Origin of the sequence: Pseudooceanicola nitratireducens (assembly GCF_900109195.1) — a bacterium.
Classification (GTDB): Bacteria; Pseudomonadota; Alphaproteobacteria; order Rhodobacterales; family Rhodobacteraceae; genus Pseudooceanicola; species Pseudooceanicola nitratireducens.
The window spans coordinates 26,037-43,514 of record NZ_FNZG01000007.1; the positions used below are offsets into that span (position 1 = coordinate 26,037).

Here is a 17,478-nt window from a genome sequence, read left to right on the forward strand (position 1 = left end):
GTGCAGTATCAGGCCCACGGGGTCGCAACACCGTGAGCGATACAAAACAACATTAATGATAGCAAGACAATAATAACGTGTTGACGAAGTTCGCCTTGCTCCGATAACGGTGATAGCCGACAGAATGATAATCTTAAAGGCGGCAAAGGAGTTTTGCCCTGCGGTTGTTTATTGCGCGCAACGCACCGTTGCTGTTCGCGTTCCTGCTTGGAAGCATGCCGATAGCCGCGGCAGCAGATTGCGTACCTCCCGAACGACCGTTCTTGCCTCAGTCGCGAGAAGACGTTCGTGCCTATGCCGATCTGCTGCGTTCTGATTTCGAGGGCTACATTGCCGACATTCAGGAATACTTCCGCTGTCTTGATGCCGAGCGCCAACGGGCGTTTCAGGAGGCGCGCGAGGTCAGTGAAGACTATGGAAGACTGATCGAGCTATTGGACTGAGCAACCGCATGGGCTTAACCGCCGTCGAGATCCTCGTAGTAGACGAGTGCGGGCATGTTGCGGCGCTGATGCACGATGCGCAGGATGACTGCCGCGCCATCCGCCGGATCGAGCCGCTTGTAGAAGATCACGTGTCGCTGGCAATTGACGGACCGCATCCCCGGGACAAAGAGACTCCTGTCCCGGCCCGCGTCGGGATCCCCAGTGATCCGCTCGAAGGCGGTGACCAACTGGCGGTAATAGACGAGCCATTGGTCCCTTCCCCAGGTCTCGACGGTGTAGGTGCGTATCTCTTCTAGGTCAGACTTGGCCTGTCCGGAAAGCCGAATCGTCATTCGGGTCAGCGATCAAACGCATCCGGTTCGAAGGCTTGGGCATCGAACTCGGCGAAATCCCCATTCTCGGCCAGGGTGGCTGCCATCTCGAGATCGGCCTTGAGGGCATAGAACTGCCGCGCGCCATCCTTCTCCATCAGCATCCTTACGCCGGCGCGCACGACTTCGCTCAAATTGGCGTAGGCGCCGGACTCGATCTGCGCCTGCACATATTTCTGCATCGGTTCGGTCAGGTGGACGTTTGGCATCAGACTCTCCTATCCATGCTCAATCGTATCAGATACTGCCATAAATCTTCAAGCGCATGTTCGATCCCAACATAGGCCACAACATAGGATCGTTGCTCCACCCGCCCTTCCGTTCCCGGATTCCAGCCGTGGAACCAAGCCCTACAGTTTTCCGACACTGCCCTTCCCGGGACCATGGGCGCTGCGACACGCCGTTTGACGGGCTCATGCGGTCTGTTCTTCCGTGACCGCTTTCGTGGCCGCATGGAAACACCACATTTTCCTTTTTCCGCAAATGTTTGTTTGGCATCTAACGTGAAATGAAGCCGCAATTTTGGCCGCTTTCAAGACGCCACAAGAGCCCAAACCGGCGTCAGATCTTGGAAGCCGTCACGCGACACAAGCGAACAATCGCAGGCCACTATCAATCAAATCTTCTTGCTATCATTAATGTTGTTTCGTATCGCTGCACCATTATAGATGGAGTCGGCATCATGAAGCACGTGATCCACGGCGTGGCCACGGCCACGGCACTAAGCATATCCGGACTAATGGCCTCGTCAGCACCGGCTCAGGCCTATCAGGTGGACTGTGCAATCCTCCTCTGCCTTGCGGGCGGCTGGCCTGCCTCCGCGCCCTGCGCACATGCTAGAGCGGTCTTCATTCGGCGGATCACACCATGGCCGATCGAGCCGCCCTTACAAATCTGGCGGTGTCCGATGGGTGTGTCGCTCAACGATCCCAGTCCGATGTCGCCTATGGAACGCCTTTATGACATCACGTTCCGCGATCCGCCCGAACCGCAGGAAGCGACTCCGATACCCCTTGTCCGCGTCCAGGCGGATGAGCAAGCCGACATCGACATCTCGGGCGATGCCTTTGATTTCGTTCGCAGCATTCGCGTTTATCACATCCAGTACCGCCAGCATGAAAACCGAGATGGCGAGTGCAATCGCAGCGATTCCACGCGATTGGGGTCCTACGGAGTGCAAGGCGATTACCGTTGGACAAGATCCAACGTGGGCCAAGTGCCGACCGCATCCGACCTGAGAATCCCGAATGGATGTGGCAGCTACTTTTACCGCTCCGTCTTCGTCGACTGGCGTGATCACGCCGGGAACTACGGCGCTGAGGAAGTTCGCTACTGACAAAATCTGCGCGTGGTTTTGCCGCGCGCGTCCTCACAACCCCGCACGGGCGGCTGTGCAAAACCCGCGAAAAGGAGACGACGCCAGACCGTGAAGCCTGACGCCGTGCAAGAAAACTCCGTGAACAAGAGTTTCCTAGCGCACGGCCAAGACACCTGCAACCAGCAAAGTTGTTTTGCTGGCAAGAATGTTGTTGTCTCACGACATGGCGTCGGATCTCCAAGGAGACCTCGACCATGGAACCTACGACCGGCCTGATCCTGCGACGGATCACGCAAACAAATCTCTCTGTTGCAGCGCACAAGCTTGCTACCCTGATCCTCGATGCCATCGCCTGGAAGGATGGCTACAACGGCTTGTCGCGCGGAACGGCAGCCTTCACCCTCTCTGCCCTAGCGGAGAAGATGGGTGTCTCAAGACAATATCTTTCGGTTCTTTTGAACGAACTTGAGACGTCGGAGTTGCAGCTCGAGCGGGCGAAGCCGAATGGCAAGTTCGCGCCCTGGATCTTTCGGTTTTCAGCCTTCGATGAAGAGAGTGAAACCCATGTTCTCGTGTCAGATGAAGGCGACACATCACTATCTAGAGATAATAATAACAAAACTATCTTCTCAGGATTGATCGACATCACCGCGAATTCGAACGTTTTTCAGACCAGTTGGGCAGAGCTCATCAAAGCAGCGAAGGCCACGTTGCCCTGCTGGAACATCGACACCCAGGTCATCTGGTATCGCTTCCTCGCCTTCAACCGGTCCCGAGGCAACGGCAGGGTGCCTGCCGGCTTCCTGCTTGGCTTCATGCGCCGATGGCGGAATTCGCCGGGGACTCCGCCTCGTCCCGAGGTGAAACCATCGCAGAAACGGGTACCAGACCCCAAAGAGCGCGAATTAGTGAGACAGATGCAAGCCGCCCCGACTACGAACCGCCAGTTCCATGCGTCCGACCTGTGTCGTTTGATCGGTCACGCTGCCTACGAAGCGCGAGTACTGGATGTAATCCGCAAGTTTGGGTGTCAGAGGTTTTCAGCGACGTTGGCAGTGCACGGACGAGCGGTGTTAGCGGGGGAGATTTCCAGGTAGGTTCGCTTGCCAAGCTTTGGAGCCGAGAAACACTGCGCGATTCAATATCCGATAGTGAAGTTTATGTAAATAAATGATGGTCGCAGAGAAAGTCGACTGTTGTCTCCCGACATGCCAACCTGCTCACATGCAACGGTTCTTCTCAACCAAGATGCCGGGCGTGAATTTTGTAATGAACGTCTTGGTCTTCAGCCTAATCGGTCTCCTGCCGGTCTTGCTCGTTTATGTCATGCGTGCGCCTGGATTTGCTTCGGCATTGATGGACGGTGGACCGGCGCTATCACGATTTCTCAGGCAGGTTCTGACGAATGGCCTACCGGTCATCTTTATCGTCAACTACGTCGGCTTCTTCCTGTTTGCGATGTTGAAGGCGAAAGACACCAATAGCCGTGATCCGGCGGTATTCATTCTCTTCGATGTGATAACTCGCGTCGCTCTTTTTCTCGTTCTCCACGCCTTCAATTACGTGCTTTCCGCCAGTTGGTTCGGCTCTTTTGGAGGCAGTCGGGCGACGGCTCTTTCAGTGGTTGCGCCCACACTGGCGCGGTCAGCACTCTTTGAAAACATATCCGGAGTCTACCTGTACGCCACTTTGGTAAGTGCACTGCCGCTCTATGTTACGGCAGCCGGAAAGTCGGCAATCCTGAGACCAATCTTTGATCTCTTCCCAAAGAAAATGGGCGCGGTTTCGGTTGCTCTCCTTGCTTTTTTGTCGGCCGCTGTGTGTCTGACGGCTACTGCAGCCGTCATCCTGCGTCTCCTGAGCTAGACTGCCGTCACGCTCTCATCTGAGCGGGACGCGCGCCAAGCTTTGGCAAGAGCCAGGATCCAGAGCCCTGCAAGAACGAAACTCCAAAGCGCGTTCCAACTCGCCATCGACAGGCTCAGAAATTCCCACGCGACTTCGTCACACATCACCAAGGTTGATGGAGCGGATGATGCGGAGGGCAAAAGGTCCGAAGCTAACAAGTTCGACATATCAAGACCAGAGCCGGTGCACGCCGTCGGACCTTCCCACCAACCTCGTTCGACGCCGGTATGGAACATCCCGATACCCGCTGTCACGAACGCGGCGGCAGCGCCTGCCATCAGTAGCAGTAAGATGGGCAAACCAACCATGAGGAGCACGCCGATAGCGATGGCGATCGCGTGAGGGTATCGCTGCCAAATGCACATCGCGCATGGTGCGTAGCCCGCTGCCTGAAACAAGAAGGCAGCCAGCAAAAGAACGGCCGATCCGCCGGCAGCGATCAAACCAAGTTGTTTCGAAGACAGCCGCATTCACTTTCCTTTCGCCTACACGCAGCTCGGCGGTCGAACTCGGTGTACCTCTCCAAATACGCGCCGCAGTTGCCGATTTCTCGGCAACTGCGCATTCATGATCAGTTCGGCATTATGGCCCCGATTGCGTACATGCCATCCTCGCCCTTGACGAGCATCAGGGTCACCTCGTCACCATCGGTCACCTCGCCCATCATCTGCGCGTTTTCCAGAACCGTCATATCCATCGTCATTGCAGGCCAGCCGATCTCGGGAATCGGGTCATGGCTCACGTTGGCCGTGCCGTCGCCGATGGAATTGATCACGGCCTTTGCGTGAACTGCGCCCTCCATTTGTTCGGCGGACATCGGCATGTCCGAATGATCCATATTGTGGTTCATTTGTGCGATAGCCCCTGTCGCGGACAGGGTCAGAAGTGCGAGACTTGCAGTCAGTATCTTCATGAGAAGCTCCATTCTTGAGGTTTGTGCGTTCGATTATTCGGCAGGCAGTGCTGCATCGACGGGCTGCTGAATTGGGGACGTGATTTCGCGGTTAACGCGTTTCAGCGCGAGCCGTTTCCAAATCACGAATATGGAAGGAATGACAAAAAGCGTCAGCAGGGTCGCTGTCACCATACCGCCGATCATCGGTGCAGCGATGCGTTGCATGATCTCCGAGCCGGTGCCGGTGCCATACATGATCGGTATCAGCGCCGCGAAGATGGTGGCCACGGTCATGACTTTGGGTCTCACCCGAAGAACAGCTCCCTCAAAGACGGCCTCCTCGATATCGTCTTGTGTCAGCTTGCGGCCTTCGGATTGACCGAGTTTGCGTCGCTTTTCCCAGGCGAGATTGAGATAAAGCAGCATGACGATAGCTGTTTCGACGGCCACGCCGGCCAGGGCAATGAAGCCGACAAGGACGGCGATCGAAATGTCGAAGCTGAGATACCACAGAAACCAGACACCGCCTGCCAACGCGACAGGAAGCGCGGCGAGAATGATGCCAACTTCGATCACCCTATTGAACGCCATGAACAACATCAGCGTGATGATCATAAGCGTGGCGGGGGCGACGATCGCCAGCCGGTCCTGCATCCGCTCGATGTACTCATACTGCCCGGACCATGTCAGAGAATATCCGGGCGGTAGACGCACCTGATCGGCCACGACCCTCTGCGCCTCGGCGACATATCCGCCGAGGTCTCGTCCTGCGATATCGATAAACACGAACCCCGTGCGCCGAGCGTTCTCTGATCGGATCATGCCCGGACCATCCACAATTCGAACATCGGCCAAGGCGGTCAGCGGCACATGAGCCCCCGATGGGGTGACAACGGGCAAGTTTTCGAGGCGTTCGGGGCTGTCGCGCCACGCCTGCGGATAGCGCAGGTTAATCGGAAAGCGCTCCAGCCCTTCAACGGATTCCGATACCTGCATCCCACCGATGGCGGTTTGCACCACATCCTGAACATCCCGCACGCTCATCATGTATCGCGCTGCGGCGTCGCGCTTGACGTCGATTTCTATGAAGCGCCCGCCTACCGGACGCTCCGCATAGGCGGAGGCAGTTCCCTCGATATCCGACACGGCTCGTTCCACTTCGATCCCGATGTCTGTGATGACGTTCAGATCAGCACCCGAAATCTTGACACCAACCGGCGTTCGTATCCCGGTGGCAAGCATGTCGATCCGGTTCTTGATCGGCTGGATCCAGACATTGGTCACGCCAGGGATCTGCACAGCCCGATCAAGCTCATCGCGAATTTTTTCCATGGTCATGCCAGGGCGCCACTCAGCTTCTGGTTTGAGCTGGATCGTGGTTTCCACCATCGTGAGTGGTGCAGGATCGGTCGCTGTCTCTGCGCGCCCCACTTTGCCGTGCACAGTTTCGACCTCTGGGATTGTAGCGATCAGGCGATTGGTCTGCTGCAGGACCTCGCGCGCCTTACCGATCGACACGCCCGGGTAGAAGCTTGGCATGTAAAGGAAGTCGCCCTCATTCAGCTCGGGCATGAACTCGGACCCGAGCCGTTGGTACGGATACCACATTGAAGCCACGAGGGCGCCGGCAAGCAAGGTTGTCGCCCACGGCCAGGCGATGGCTGCGTCGAGAAAGGGACGATACAGGAAGACCACCAATCGGTTCAGTGGGTTTTTGCGCTCGGGCAAAATCCGGCCCCGGACAAAGTAACCCATCAAGACCGGAACCAGTGTGATCGATAGGATCGCGGCGGCGGCCATCGCGTAGGTCTTTGTATAGGCCAGCGGGGCAAAAAGCCTGCCCTCCTGATTTTCCAGCACAAAGACAGGCAGAAAGCTGACCGTGATGATTGCCAAGGAGTAAAAGAGGGCCGGACCGACCTCAGAGGCGCATTCCTGCACGATCCTCCACCTGTTTTCTGCGGTAAGCTTCTCCTTCTCCAGCCGCCTGTGCATCGCCTCGATCATCACGATCGACGCATCGACCATGGCTCCAATGGCAATCGCTATGCCGCCAAGCGACATGATGTTCGCATTCACACCCTGCGCTTTCATCAGAATGAAGGCAGCGAAGATTCCGAGGGGCAACGACAGAAGGATCACCAGTGATGAGCGCAGATGCAGCAGAAAGGCCGCACAGACGAGGACGACGACAACGAATTCCTGCGTCAGCTTCTTCTTGAGATTGTCGATTGCGCGTTCGATCACGCCGGACCGGTCATAGGTCGTGATAATCTCGACACCTTCCGGCAGGTTCGGCCGCAACTCTTCGATGCGGGCCTCCACCGCTTTGATGGTCGCAAGGGCATTGCCACCCCATCGCATGATGACCACGCCGCCAACGGCATCGCCTTGCCCGTCAAACTCTCCGACGCCGCGGCGCAATTCCGGTCCTAGGCGAATGTCAGCAACGTCGCCGAGGGTCAGAGCAGCTCCACGCTCGTTGATCATTAGGGGGGCGCTGGATAGATCAGAAAGCTCATCGATGTATCCGGACGAGCGGATCATGAATTCTGCTTCGCCCATCTCGATCACGCTTCCGCCGGTCTCTCGATTGGCCGCTTGTATCGCGTTCCTGAGTTGTGTCAGCGTGATATCGTAGGCCCGCAATTTGTTCGGATCGACGACGACCTGATACTGTTTGACCATGCCGCCAATTGTTGCCACTTCAGACACACCGTCGACAGCCTGCAGTTCGTATTTCAGAAACCAGTCCTGCAGCGTTCTCAGTTGCGCGAGATCGTGTGTGCCGGTTCTGTCGATCAACGCATATTGGTAGATCCACCCGACCCCGGTGGCATCCGGGCCAAGCTGAGGGGACACTCCGTCCGGCAAGCTCCCGGTGATCTGCCCAAGATATTCGAGGACGCGGGATCTTGCCCAATACAGGTCCGTGCCATCTTCGAAAACGACATAGACAAAACTGTCACCAAAGAAGGAAAAGCCGCGTACATCCTGTGCGCCAGGTACCGCCAGCAACGATGTGGCGAGCGGATAGGTGATCTGGTTTTCGACCACTTGCGGCGCCTGCCCCGGATAAGGGGTGCGGACGATCACCTGCACATCGGACAGGTCCGGTATCGCATCGACCGGTGTCTCGCGGATGGCCCAGATGCCTGCGACACCCATCATGACGGCAAGGACCAGAATAACAAACCTATTGGCCAGCGAGGCGCGGATGATCGCCGGGATCACTGGGTAACCCTCCCGTCACGGACAACATCGATCAATGTCATCGAGAAATCCGGGTTGCGCCGCAGGATGAGCGTGACGTCCGTTCCCACTGTGAGTTGGGAAATCTCGAGCTCCTCAGCCAAGGGAAAATCCATCGTCATTCCGGGCATGCCGATATCGGTCATCGGCCCATGGGTGATGTTCGCCGTCCGTGATTGAGCATCGATGGAGTTGATTTGACCTGAAACCTGCATGGGCGGTGCCACAGGTTCGGCCGCTGCCAGCACCATGTTCATGCCGTCCGGGCGCGCGAAAGTGAGCACCATCTCCACATCTGTCATCAAAGCGGCAGCGTCGAGTGACGGATCAATATCAAAGGCCATGGTCATGCCAGGCATGCCGATATCGGTCATCGGTCCATGGGTGATCGTGGCCTTTGAGGCGTCTGTATCGACACTATCGATCGTGCCTGAGACCACGATGGGCGGTGCCGCAGCTGCCTCAAGCTCGACATCAGACAAGATCATGTTCAAGCCATCCGGCCGTGCAAATGTGAGGGTCATTTGGACGCCGGTTTTCAGCGATGCCATGTCCAAGCCCGGATCGATGGGGAAATCCATGGTCATGCCTGGCATTCCGATCTCAGCCATGGGCCCGTGGGTGATCGTTGCGGTTCCGGAATGCAGATCGAGGTCGTCGATGGTGCCGGACACCATGATCGGCGCCGCGGCATTTGTTTCAGCCGCTTCCACCTCTTCGGGATCGGCGCCCTCGGCGCGGACCGCGACTACGGAGAAAAGGCCGCCATCACCTGCCGTGAGATCGAATTCGATCGGCGCATCGAGGGGCACGGTCTCGAGATCAACCCCCAACACCGGCAGGTCCATCGTCATTGCGGGCCAGCCAAGCTCTGGGATCGGGCCGTGCTCCAGCGTTAGCTTGCCATCCGACGTCACCGCGCGTGCAATCCCAGTGCCGGTACCGGCAATTCCATCATCTGGCGCAAGTTCGGTGAGGCTCAGGAGTCCATCGGCGCCACGGGCCACGAGAAACGCGACTGCCTCCCCCTCCTTTAGCCGATCCAGGGGAACATCGGCTCTCACCGGGAAGTCGGATGTCATCGCTGGCCAGTCAAGGCTTTCCAGGGCATCATGCTGCACGGTTGCCACCCGATTCTCAGGATCGAGAGCAACGAGAACACCGCTGCCCCGCGCCGGGTCGGCATCCGTTGGCGCCATGCGCGTGAAGCCTGCGCTCAAAGCGCTTTCGCTGTCGATCAGGAACTGTGCGGAGGCAACGACCTCTTCACCCGGACCCAGGCCCTGAAGAATTTCTGTCCGCCCTCCTTCTCCGAAACTGTCCCGGAGACCGGCAGTCACCAATCTCGGTCGGAAGGTCCCCTCCCCTGTTTTCAGGATGACGCGCTCAGCCGACCCTGTCCGTATTACGGCCTCAGATGGCACTGTCAGGACCGTCCGGCTTTCGTTGGGCCTGAGACTGACACTTCCGAACATTCCGGGGCGGAGCACGCCATCGGAATTGTCAAACCTCAGTCGAACAGGAAGCGTTCGTGTTTGGGGATCGAGTTCAGGATAGATGTAGTCGATGTCGCCTTCAAACACGCGCCCTGGCAAGTGTTCGAACCGAGCGATGGCCCGCATATCCTCAGACAGCCGGGCAATATCACGTTCAAAGACATCTACAATGAGCCAGACCTTCGACAAGTCAGCGACGGAGAAGGCAAGCGTTCCAGGTTGCAAATACATGCCATCGGCCGCATTCAGGGCGATGACCACGCCGTTCTGTGGTGCTTCGATCTCGATGTTGCGAACCAATTCGCCGCCCGCCTCGATCTCCGCAACCTGGCGGGCGGACATACCGTGGCTCATCAGCTTGTTGCGCGCCGCATCCAGAATGCGGGGGTCACCATCTTCGACAGCGCGAACAAGATCACCCGTCGCGGCTGCGATGAGTGGAGAAAAGAGCTCGAAAAGAACCTGCCCCCCGGCAACGCGGTCTCCGACCGCTCGGACCTTAAGCCTTTCGACCCAACCTTCTACCCGCGTATGCACATGACTGGTCAGATGTTCGTCATACCCCACGAAACCCACAGTCTCGATCCGAGGCTGCACTTCACTCATGCGGGCGACCGCCGTGCGTACGCCGATTGCGTTGATTTCGGCCGCGTTCAGTGTGACCTCGGCAGGATCACCAGATGGTTCCTGTCCGGCATAGACTGGAATAAGATCCATCCCCATGGGCGACTTGCCCGGTCCTGGTTGACGGAAATTTGGGTCCATGGGCGCAACCCAATAGAGAATCTCGGGGCCTTCAGATCCGCCTTGCACCGCTGGATTCAGGTACAACCGCTCAACGTAAACCCCACCGCCAAGGCCAGCTGCCAAGGCAAGAACTGAAAGTGCCGCGTATCTTCCACGCATAAATATCGTCTCCTGACGGCTGCATTGGATGCAGCGATCGATTGGTCAAACAGCCCGCATATGCGGGCACCGAAACGTCAGGAGTGTCGGGGCGGGCGATCGGGCACGAGGGGCTCACGGGATACATGAGCCCTGGAGAATGCGGCCCGTGTTGGCGCCGTAAACGCGGTTTCTTCAGACCGATGATCCAGATGTTGCTGGTAGTCCATGACACAGCAAAGACCGGTGTGGCACCCGTCGCCGTGTCCTGCGTGAGCGTCCGTTTGCCGCTCGCCATTGTTTTCGGGGTGGTGCGCGTGAATGTGGTTGGACACTTCTCCCACAGAAGCGATGTACAGGCCGCGCTCCACGCCGCTGATCTCTCCATCAAACGGCATTGCCTGCGTTCCGACGACGGTGATCGTCAGACACACACAGGCAAGACATGCCGATCGCAGGAAAAAGAACGCGTTCCAAACCATATGCGAGAAATAGCGCTCTTCAGAAGTTGCGGCAATTGGAGCGGGGCTGAAAGATTGTATCAGTTTGTAAAGTTGACCTTTTCCAAGGCTTCACACTACGAACTTAAGGGGACACGGTGAGATCAGGCTTCAGATGGATTCCAAGAAACGGTCAACGCTTCTGACGATCGGTGCGATCATCGCAGGGTACGCCGCCCTGCGCACAGTTCCCTCATTGTTGCCGGAAAAACTGGAATTGCAGGCACTCGATAGACCAGAAGGATTTCGTAAGTTCGTTGCGGGTGAGACGTCAGGCGGCTTCGATCCTTTCGTAGGCCTGGGCACGGCGGACAGCACCGAAGTGGCGGCGCAGAAAGCCGCAGCCTTGGAGCGCGTCTCCGATAATATTTGCTCGGCCCTTTATGGTGGTCTGACTCCCACGCCTACGCAGGTCCCGATGGCGTCGTTCTCGGACTACTATTGCCCCTTTTGCCGCGTGCAAACCAAACGGTTGGCCGACATGACGAGCGAGATGCCAGACAAGATCGCAGTGGCTTGGCATGAATTGCCGCTCCTCGGCGACAGCTCAAATCTTGCGGCCAAGGCAGCTCTGGCGGCGAAACGGCAAAATGCCTATGTCGCCTTTCATGAACGGCTGATGAAATCCCCTTTCCAGGCAACGCCAGAATATCTCTCGCGCCTCGCCACTGATCTTGGCGTCGATGGCAGCCAATTGATCACCGACATGGAGAGTGCCGAGATCACGCGCGAGCTGGAAGACAGTGCAGCGCTTGCACGCGTGTTCGCCTTTGTCGGCACGCCGGCCCTCGTGATCGGCCGCACTGTCGTCCAAGGTCAGATCAGCGACAAAATGGTTCGGGAAATCATCGAGTTGGAGCGCGAAGAGGGTTGGCAGAATGTTTGTAAGGCTGCTTAGGCTGCAAGGCTCGCCCCGGGAAGTCCTGGCGTTTCTCGTCAATCGACTGTGGAGGCAACATGGATAGGCGGTGCTTCATCCTGCTTGCATCGACATGGGTCATGGGGCCGCAGGTCGTTGCGGCCGCCACGCGCGAGATCTGGTCGGCTGCCGAGACGGCCGACGCATTGGCGCAGAACAGGATTTCCCTGATTGATGTTCGATCGCGCCCCGAATGGGTGGAAACGGGCGTCGCGAAAGCCGCATGGCCGATCAGTATGCACGAACCCGTGTTCGAGCAGCGCTTGTTCGCCGCACGCGATTTTTCAGGCGAGAAACCCATTGCGCTGATCTGCGCCACCGGGGGGCGCAGCGGCCGTCTTTTGAGCGCCTTGAAACGAGCCGACTACACGGGCTTCATCGATGTCTCGGAAGGCATGCTGGGATCACAGAAGGGGCCAGGCTGGATCGCACGCGGATTGCCCGTGACGGATCTGGAGGCGGCCTTGGCCAGCCTGCCTGGCGTACTGCGTTGACTGCATGCACACCCAAATGACGGTCCGAGTTTTTCACCTCGGGGCTTGGCTTCTGCTCATCCTTATCGGTTGCGTGGGCATCTTCCTATCCGATGCCGCCAACGCTGCCGAATCCGAGAGCTTTTCAAACCCCGCCGTCACGGCGCGTCTGATCTCGGCCGAAGACGGGATTGCGCCGGATGCCGCCTCCGTCTCACTTGGGTTGGCCTTGGAGTACGGCGAGGGCTGGAAGGGATACTGGCGCACCCCCGGCGAGGTTGGCTTGGCACCGGAGATCAACTGGTCGGGTTCGACCAACCTGAAATCCGCCGAGCTACTCTGGCCCGCGCCGGAACGGTTCGAGGCCTTCGGGATCGAAAACTTCGGCTATTCCGGTCAGGTTGTCTTGCCGATCCGCGCGAGACTTGAGGACGACGGCCACCCTCTGGAACTGCGTGCCCGCGTGTCCTTGCTGACATGTTCGACTGTCTGTGTGCCCCATGACTTCGAACTTTCACTCGCCCTGCCACAAGGCATCGGGATCGATACAAACTCGGCTCGCCAAATTGCTACTTATGCCGATCGCGTTCCCGCGGTACCCGAGAACAGCGACATCAGGATATCGGTCACGGCCCTCGATGCGCGCGACTCGGCTCTCATCGTTGTGGCAACGAGCGACACACCGTTCGGTGAGGTCGACGTGTTCCCGGAATTCGGACCCCTTGTGACCTTTGGCAAACCAGATATCCGGTTGGATCGCGATAGAACGGAACTCTGGGCACAAATACCGATCAACGCCTGGACCGAAGAGCATGCAGAGCCTTCGGTGACGATCACAGACACCGCACGTGCAATCACGGCGCCGATCACGCTTACCTCAGATCCCCCTGCCCCACCGTTTTCAAGCGCGAACCCTCGAACGAGTGTGCTGAAGGTCGTGGCGGTGGCCGCCATCGCCTTTCTCGGTGGTCTGATCCTGAATGTCATGCCCTGCGTGTTACCCGTTTTATCGATCAAGCTCACATCCGTTTTGAAGGCAACCGGTCAAACCCGGCAGATGACGCGCAACGGATTCCTGTTTTCAGCCTTGGGGGTACTGACATTTGTCTGGGCGCTTGCGGCTGCCTTAGTGTTTCTTCAATGGATCGGAGTATCCGTCGGCTGGGGTATACAATTCCAAAATCCGGTCTTCGTGACGCTGATGTTCATGGTCATCGTCGTCTTTGCCGCCAATCTCTTCGGTGCATTCGAGATAACCCTGCCCGCGGCCCTTCAAGACCGCCTGGGTGCCAGCAATGCCAGAGCCGGGTACATCTCAGACTTTGGCACCGGACTGCTTGCGGCCATCCTCGCTACGCCGTGTTCCGCCCCGTTCCTCGGCACCGCGATCACCTTTGCGCTCGCGGGTACACAACTGGACGTGATAGTGATATTCACGGCGCTCGGTCTTGGACTGGCCCTCCCCTACCTGGTCATTGCCGCACGTCCCGAGTTGGTCACGCGACTGCCCCGGCCCGGGCGATGGATGCTTCTGGTCAGGATCCTTCTTGGCGGTCTGTTGCTGGCAACAGCCGCATGGCTCTTGTTCGTTCTTGTCGGCGTGACGGGTGGGCGTGCAGCTGCCTTCATCTCGGCACTCACAGCTGTGTTCATTGTCGCCGCATCAATCCCACAGGCAAACCAATGGGTACGGCGTGCGGTTCTCAGCGCCTGTGTTTTTCTGGCGATTTTCGGGGCAGGTCTCACCTCAACCCCTGACCGCACCACAGCAGGGGTTGATGCGACGTCCCACTGGCAGGATTTCGAACCCCTCGGCATCGCGCGCCGCGTCTCTGAAGGCGAGACGGTGTTCGTCGATGTGACCGCGGATTGGTGTCTGACCTGCAAAGCCAACAAGTCTCTCGTGCTTGACAGGGATCCAGTGCGTGCGCGGTTGCGCGGCGGTTCCGTGATCGCCATGCAGGCGGATTGGACCCGCCCGGATGACAACATCGCGCGGTTTCTCGAGCGATATGACCGCTACGGCATTCCGTTCAATATCGTCTTCGGGCCAGGGTCGCCTTCCGGCATCGCTCTCCCGGAAATTTTGACGCCACAGGCAGTTCTTGACGCTCTCGACACAGCGTCTGTTCGAAGTGTCGCGTCGGAGTAACGCGCTTAATCGAGCTGAAGATCGGAAATCGACGCAACGATTCTGCCCTTGGTATCATCGCTTTCGGCCGACACGGCCAATCCAATCAGGGCACCCGGCTCGATCCCGAACGCAGTGCGATGATCTGATGCGAGATCGACCTGCTCACGATACTGCCCGATCTCTGAAGGGCGCAGGACTTTGCTGCGCAACCGGGGCGAATAGGGGCTGGGCAATATCGCATTGGTCGGGTGCGCACCGCCCCACACGTAGATCAGGGCGCGTGCGCTGTCCTCTTGAAGAATGCGCCGCGCGCTCTTTCCGCTCAGAGCGTCCACCCTCTCCGGATCGACGAACACGAAGTAGATCGCCAGATTTCTGTCGTCACCACCTTTGATCGTAAGATCGGTCGGTCGGACACCCTCGTGGACCCGCCAGACCCAACGCGCAGATTCAACCGAACGATTGAGGTCCTTAACGGGGCGCCAGAGCAACGAGACCGTACCGTCCGAAACGATGTCCAACTGGCGTCCCCGTTGACCAAAATCGTTCGAGAAAAGGCGCAAGAAGCCCTGCTTTTTCCAGCTGCCGTCAAAAGAAATGACCTCGTTGGCGATGCCCGCGGCTGGTGTAAACACGGCGCATGTCAGCAAGGTCAGGACTTTGGCGACATGGACCATTGCTCGTCCTATATCCAACCGAGTGCGCGCGCGGGCATCCAGACCCCCATAAAGATCATCATCAGATTTTCGGTCAGCGACACAAATCCCAGTGGCACGTTCGACCCGCCACCAACGCAAGCGCATTTCAATTCTCGCCCGTCGATATAGACCGCCTTGAACACGGAAACCGCCCCGATGGTCCCGATCACGAGGGCAATTGGGGCGCTGATCCACACTAGTGCGCCCGCGACCATGAGAACGCCCGCGATGGCTTCACCAAAGGGATAGATGTAGCCGTAACGCACCCAGCGTTGCGCGAGCAGATCGTAGTTCAGGAACATCGTCGAGAAGCCTTCGATATCCTTCAGCTTCTGGACGGCAAGGAAGCACATGGAGATCGCGATAAACCACTCGAAAGCACGGAGCGTACGTATCGACCCAGAGAACGCCCAGCTGAGACCCAGGGCCATCAGAAACGACACCGAGAAGATCGCGATGACCGGCTGATAGGTTGTCTCGTCCGCGTCCTTAACCTCTTTCCCGAAGTGCTCGCGCAAGGCGTCATAGCCGCCGATGCGCGTACCGCCGATGAAGGTCTGGGGTGTTGTCGATACGTCGTGTTCCGCCTTGAACGCGTCCGTCTCTTCGCGCGTCGTCAGATGATGATCTTCGACCTCATACCCTTCGCGCTCCAAGAGATCTTTCGATTTTAATCCATAGGGGCAGAGGTGGTCTTCCATGACCATGCGATAAAGAACAGCCTTTCCTGCGGCCTGGTTGGTATCTTTCGGCATCATGTCCTCCATTGGTCTAGCCGTTGCAGGTCCAGTAGCCCATGGAGCCAACCGCGAGCGGGGTTTCACCGGTCAATTCGAACAGAAGGGTAGAGCCTTCTCCATTGTCAGCATCGCTCATCGCGACGGTCATCTGGCCACCATCGGCCATCAGAACACCTCCAGAGGCCACACTGCCGGTCGCTTCGAATTGCACCAGCGACCCGGAGACCTTCGCGATTCCCTGCCCGTTTCCATCGGTCGCCAATATGGGGTCGGCGTTGACGGCGCGAACGAACGTACACATCGGCTCGGTGCCGAGCCCGCTTTCGATCTCCGCGTCCGAAAGAGGAGCAGGACGGATGCCTGCAATGACCGGCGTCGAGATTGCCTGCGTCAGGCTTGCCACGCTTGCAGGTCCATCGGATTTACCCAATGGCCATTCTGGCCCAGCTTCACCATTTGCCTCGATGTCGGCGAGCAGGAAGCGCATCTCCGCAATTTCCCGATCTTGGGCCACGACAATTTCTTCAGCAAGCGCTTTGACGCGCGGGTCAGTGATTTCCGCCCTCTTGCTGGTCATGATTGCAATCGAATGGTGCGGGATCATGGCACTCATCCAACTTTCATCCTGCACGGTTTCTTGGCCGCGGACGAGCCAGAGAGCGCCGGCGAACAGGACTGCCGAGCCTGCGAGAATGGCGACATTGGCGGCGAGGTTTTTGTACATGCCCCACATAAACAGGAGCATCACGACTGCCATCGTCGCACCCATGACAAAGGTCATATAGAACCGTGTCTCGCTCCAATAGACATGCTCAATGGCATAGGTGTTCAGATACATCAGGCCGAACATAATAGCGGTCGACGTTCCAACCATCGCGAGGAAGCGCCCGTAAGAAGACTTGCCGTGACTGTCCGATTTCGCGGAATCGGCTGTGCGGCTGTCGTGATTTAATATTGCTGAATCTGACATGTGAACTCCTTTCGCTTTTCTCTCAAACAAGATTCCAGCGCTGGAGGGTTCCGAAATAGAACGCGTTTTCAGCGGATGTTCTTCAGGTCACCAGAAAGATCCTTCAAGATCGGGCAATCCGGTCGGTGGTCTCCGCGGCAGGCCTCGACGAGATGGGACAAGGTCTCGCGCATGTCCTGAAGCTGCGCGATCTTGTCGTCGATTGCGCTCAGGTGCTCTTCGGCGATGGCCTTCACCTGAGCGCTCGCCCGCGTTTCATCCTCATAGAGATTCAAGAGATTGCGGCAATCCTCGATCGAGAACCCGAGCGCGCGCGCGCGACCCAGAAACGCAAGCTTGTGCAGATCGGTCTCGCGGAATGCGCGGTATCCGTTGCCGCTGCGCTGCGGCCTGACCAGGCCGATATCCTCGTAGTAGCGGATGGTTTTGGGCGGGATGCCAGACCGCTCTGCAACTTCTCCAATGTTCACGAC

At 58.0% G+C, this 17,478-nt stretch carries 17 protein-coding genes; 7 read left to right on the forward strand and 10 right to left on the reverse strand.

Annotated features, from left to right (window positions below):
* The first annotated feature begins 215 nt into the window (after nucleotides 1–215).
* Entirely contained in the window at nucleotides 216–443 is a 228-nt protein-coding gene (locus BMX99_RS17725; protein WP_093454965.1) for a hypothetical protein, read from the forward strand.
* 14 nt (nucleotides 444–457) lie between these two features.
* Here BMX99_RS17725 and BMX99_RS17730 read toward each other — a convergent pair whose 3' ends face one another.
* Nucleotides 458–778: a type II toxin-antitoxin system RelE/ParE family toxin gene (locus tag BMX99_RS17730; RefSeq protein WP_093454929.1), complete on the reverse strand. Its 321-nt coding sequence runs from the start codon at nucleotides 776–778 to the stop codon at nucleotides 458–460.
* A gap of 5 nt (nucleotides 779–783) precedes the next feature.
* Nucleotides 784–1,026 (reverse strand): type II toxin-antitoxin system ParD family antitoxin, encoded by a 243-nt coding sequence (locus BMX99_RS17735; protein WP_008336111.1) that lies wholly within the window; start codon nucleotides 1,024–1,026, stop codon nucleotides 784–786.
* A 299-nt stretch (nucleotides 1,027–1,325) separates the two neighbouring features.
* Here BMX99_RS17735 and BMX99_RS17740 point away from each other — a divergent pair, with 299 nt between their 5' ends.
* From BMX99_RS17740 to BMX99_RS17750, 3 genes are all read left to right on the forward strand, one after another.
* Nucleotides 1,326–2,153: a hypothetical protein gene (locus BMX99_RS17740; protein ID WP_322788149.1), complete on the forward strand. Its 828-nt coding sequence runs from the start codon at nucleotides 1,326–1,328 to the stop codon at nucleotides 2,151–2,153.
* A 236-nt stretch (nucleotides 2,154–2,389) separates the two neighbouring features.
* Complete coding sequence (locus tag BMX99_RS17745; protein ID WP_093454930.1) at nucleotides 2,390–3,232, forward strand: hypothetical protein; 843 nt, start codon at nucleotides 2,390–2,392, stop codon at nucleotides 3,230–3,232.
* A gap of 127 nt (nucleotides 3,233–3,359) precedes the next feature.
* Complete coding sequence (locus BMX99_RS17750; RefSeq protein ID WP_170848857.1) at nucleotides 3,360–4,001, forward strand: hypothetical protein; 642 nt, start codon at nucleotides 3,360–3,362, stop codon at nucleotides 3,999–4,001.
* On the opposite strand, the gene BMX99_RS17755 is transcribed toward BMX99_RS17750, so the two are convergent.
* The 4 genes from BMX99_RS17755 to BMX99_RS17770 all read right to left on the reverse strand — a co-directional run bounded on the left by BMX99_RS17755 (nucleotide 3,998) and on the right by BMX99_RS17770 (nucleotide 10,592).
* Entirely contained in the window at nucleotides 3,998–4,513 is a 516-nt protein-coding gene (locus BMX99_RS17755; RefSeq protein WP_093454931.1) for a disulfide bond formation protein B, read from the reverse strand. The genes BMX99_RS17750 and BMX99_RS17755 overlap by 4 nt on opposite strands.
* Nucleotides 4,514–4,614: 101 nt before the next feature.
* A complete protein-coding gene (locus BMX99_RS17760) occupies nucleotides 4,615–4,956 on the reverse strand; it encodes a copper-binding protein (protein ID WP_013959881.1) in 342 nt (113 codons plus the stop codon).
* 33 nt (nucleotides 4,957–4,989) lie between these two features.
* Nucleotides 4,990–8,172, reverse strand: coding sequence for an efflux RND transporter permease subunit (locus BMX99_RS17765; protein ID WP_093454932.1), 3,183 nt, complete (start codon nucleotides 8,170–8,172; stop codon nucleotides 4,990–4,992).
* Complete coding sequence (locus BMX99_RS17770) at nucleotides 8,169–10,592, reverse strand: efflux RND transporter periplasmic adaptor subunit (protein WP_093454933.1); 2,424 nt, start codon at nucleotides 10,590–10,592, stop codon at nucleotides 8,169–8,171. Before BMX99_RS17770 ends, BMX99_RS17765 begins: the two co-directional genes overlap by 4 nt.
* 594 nt (nucleotides 10,593–11,186) lie before the next feature.
* Between BMX99_RS17770 and BMX99_RS17780 the strand changes: the two genes are divergently transcribed.
* The 3 genes from BMX99_RS17780 to BMX99_RS17790 all read left to right on the forward strand — a co-directional run bounded on the left by BMX99_RS17780 (nucleotide 11,187) and on the right by BMX99_RS17790 (nucleotide 14,615).
* A complete protein-coding gene (locus BMX99_RS17780; RefSeq protein ID WP_093454935.1) occupies nucleotides 11,187–11,969 on the forward strand; it encodes a DsbA family protein in 783 nt (260 codons plus the stop codon).
* A gap of 101 nt (nucleotides 11,970–12,070) precedes the next feature.
* Entirely contained in the window at nucleotides 12,071–12,484 is a 414-nt protein-coding gene (locus BMX99_RS17785) for a rhodanese-like domain-containing protein (RefSeq protein ID WP_244525676.1), read from the forward strand.
* Between the two features lie 16 nt (nucleotides 12,485–12,500).
* Nucleotides 12,501–14,615 (forward strand): protein-disulfide reductase DsbD family protein, encoded by a 2,115-nt coding sequence (locus tag BMX99_RS17790; RefSeq protein ID WP_093454937.1) that lies wholly within the window; start codon nucleotides 12,501–12,503, stop codon nucleotides 14,613–14,615.
* A 5-nt stretch (nucleotides 14,616–14,620) separates the two neighbouring features.
* On the opposite strand, the gene BMX99_RS17795 is transcribed toward BMX99_RS17790, so the two are convergent.
* From BMX99_RS17795 to cueR, 4 genes are all read right to left on the reverse strand, one after another.
* Nucleotides 14,621–15,274 carry a DUF3047 domain-containing protein gene (locus BMX99_RS17795; protein ID WP_093454938.1) on the reverse strand — a complete coding sequence of 218 codons (654 nt, stop codon included), beginning with the start codon at nucleotides 15,272–15,274 and terminating at the stop codon, nucleotides 14,621–14,623.
* An 8-nt stretch (nucleotides 15,275–15,282) separates the two neighbouring features.
* Entirely contained in the window at nucleotides 15,283–16,050 is a 768-nt protein-coding gene (locus tag BMX99_RS17800; RefSeq protein ID WP_093454968.1) for a MauE/DoxX family redox-associated membrane protein, read from the reverse strand.
* 16 nt (nucleotides 16,051–16,066) lie between these two features.
* Nucleotides 16,067–17,005 (reverse strand): DUF305 domain-containing protein, encoded by a 939-nt coding sequence (locus BMX99_RS17805; protein WP_093454939.1) that lies wholly within the window; start codon nucleotides 17,003–17,005, stop codon nucleotides 16,067–16,069.
* 68 nt (nucleotides 17,006–17,073) lie between these two features.
* Nucleotides 17,074–17,475 (reverse strand): Cu(I)-responsive transcriptional regulator, encoded by a 402-nt coding sequence (cueR, locus tag BMX99_RS17810; protein WP_093454940.1) that lies wholly within the window; start codon nucleotides 17,473–17,475, stop codon nucleotides 17,074–17,076.
* Nucleotides 17,476–17,478: the final 3 nt, after the last annotated feature.

Coding starts and splice junctions, on each gene's coding strand:
- BMX99_RS17800 (WP_093454968.1), bottom strand. CDS start 16,050: ATGCCGAAAGATACCAACCAGGCCGCAGGAAAGGCTGTTCTTTATCGC.
- BMX99_RS17740 (WP_322788149.1), top strand. CDS start 1,326: ATGAAGCCGCAATTTTGGCCGCTTTCAAGACGCCACAAGAGCCCAAAC.
- BMX99_RS17760 (WP_013959881.1), bottom strand. CDS start 4,956: ATGAAGATACTGACTGCAAGTCTCGCACTTCTGACCCTGTCCGCGACA.
- BMX99_RS17790 (WP_093454937.1), top strand. CDS start 12,501: ATGACGGTCCGAGTTTTTCACCTCGGGGCTTGGCTTCTGCTCATCCTT.
- BMX99_RS17735 (WP_008336111.1), bottom strand. CDS start 1,026: ATGCCAAACGTCCACCTGACCGAACCGATGCAGAAATATGTGCAGGCG.
- BMX99_RS17805 (WP_093454939.1), bottom strand. CDS start 17,005: ATGTCAGATTCAGCAATATTAAATCACGACAGCCGCACAGCCGATTCC.
- BMX99_RS17755 (WP_093454931.1), bottom strand. CDS start 4,513: ATGCGGCTGTCTTCGAAACAACTTGGTTTGATCGCTGCCGGCGGATCG.
- BMX99_RS17745 (WP_093454930.1), top strand. CDS start 2,390: ATGGAACCTACGACCGGCCTGATCCTGCGACGGATCACGCAAACAAAT.
- BMX99_RS17785 (WP_244525676.1), top strand. CDS start 12,071: ATGGGGCCGCAGGTCGTTGCGGCCGCCACGCGCGAGATCTGGTCGGCT.
- BMX99_RS17750 (WP_170848857.1), top strand. CDS start 3,360: ATGCAACGGTTCTTCTCAACCAAGATGCCGGGCGTGAATTTTGTAATG.
- BMX99_RS17730 (WP_093454929.1), bottom strand. CDS start 778: ATGACGATTCGGCTTTCCGGACAGGCCAAGTCTGACCTAGAAGAGATA.
- BMX99_RS17770 (WP_093454933.1), bottom strand. CDS start 10,592: ATGCGTGGAAGATACGCGGCACTTTCAGTTCTTGCCTTGGCAGCTGGC.
- BMX99_RS17725 (WP_093454965.1), top strand. CDS start 216: ATGCCGATAGCCGCGGCAGCAGATTGCGTACCTCCCGAACGACCGTTC.
- BMX99_RS17795 (WP_093454938.1), bottom strand. CDS start 15,274: ATGGTCCATGTCGCCAAAGTCCTGACCTTGCTGACATGCGCCGTGTTT.
- BMX99_RS17780 (WP_093454935.1), top strand. CDS start 11,187: ATGGATTCCAAGAAACGGTCAACGCTTCTGACGATCGGTGCGATCATC.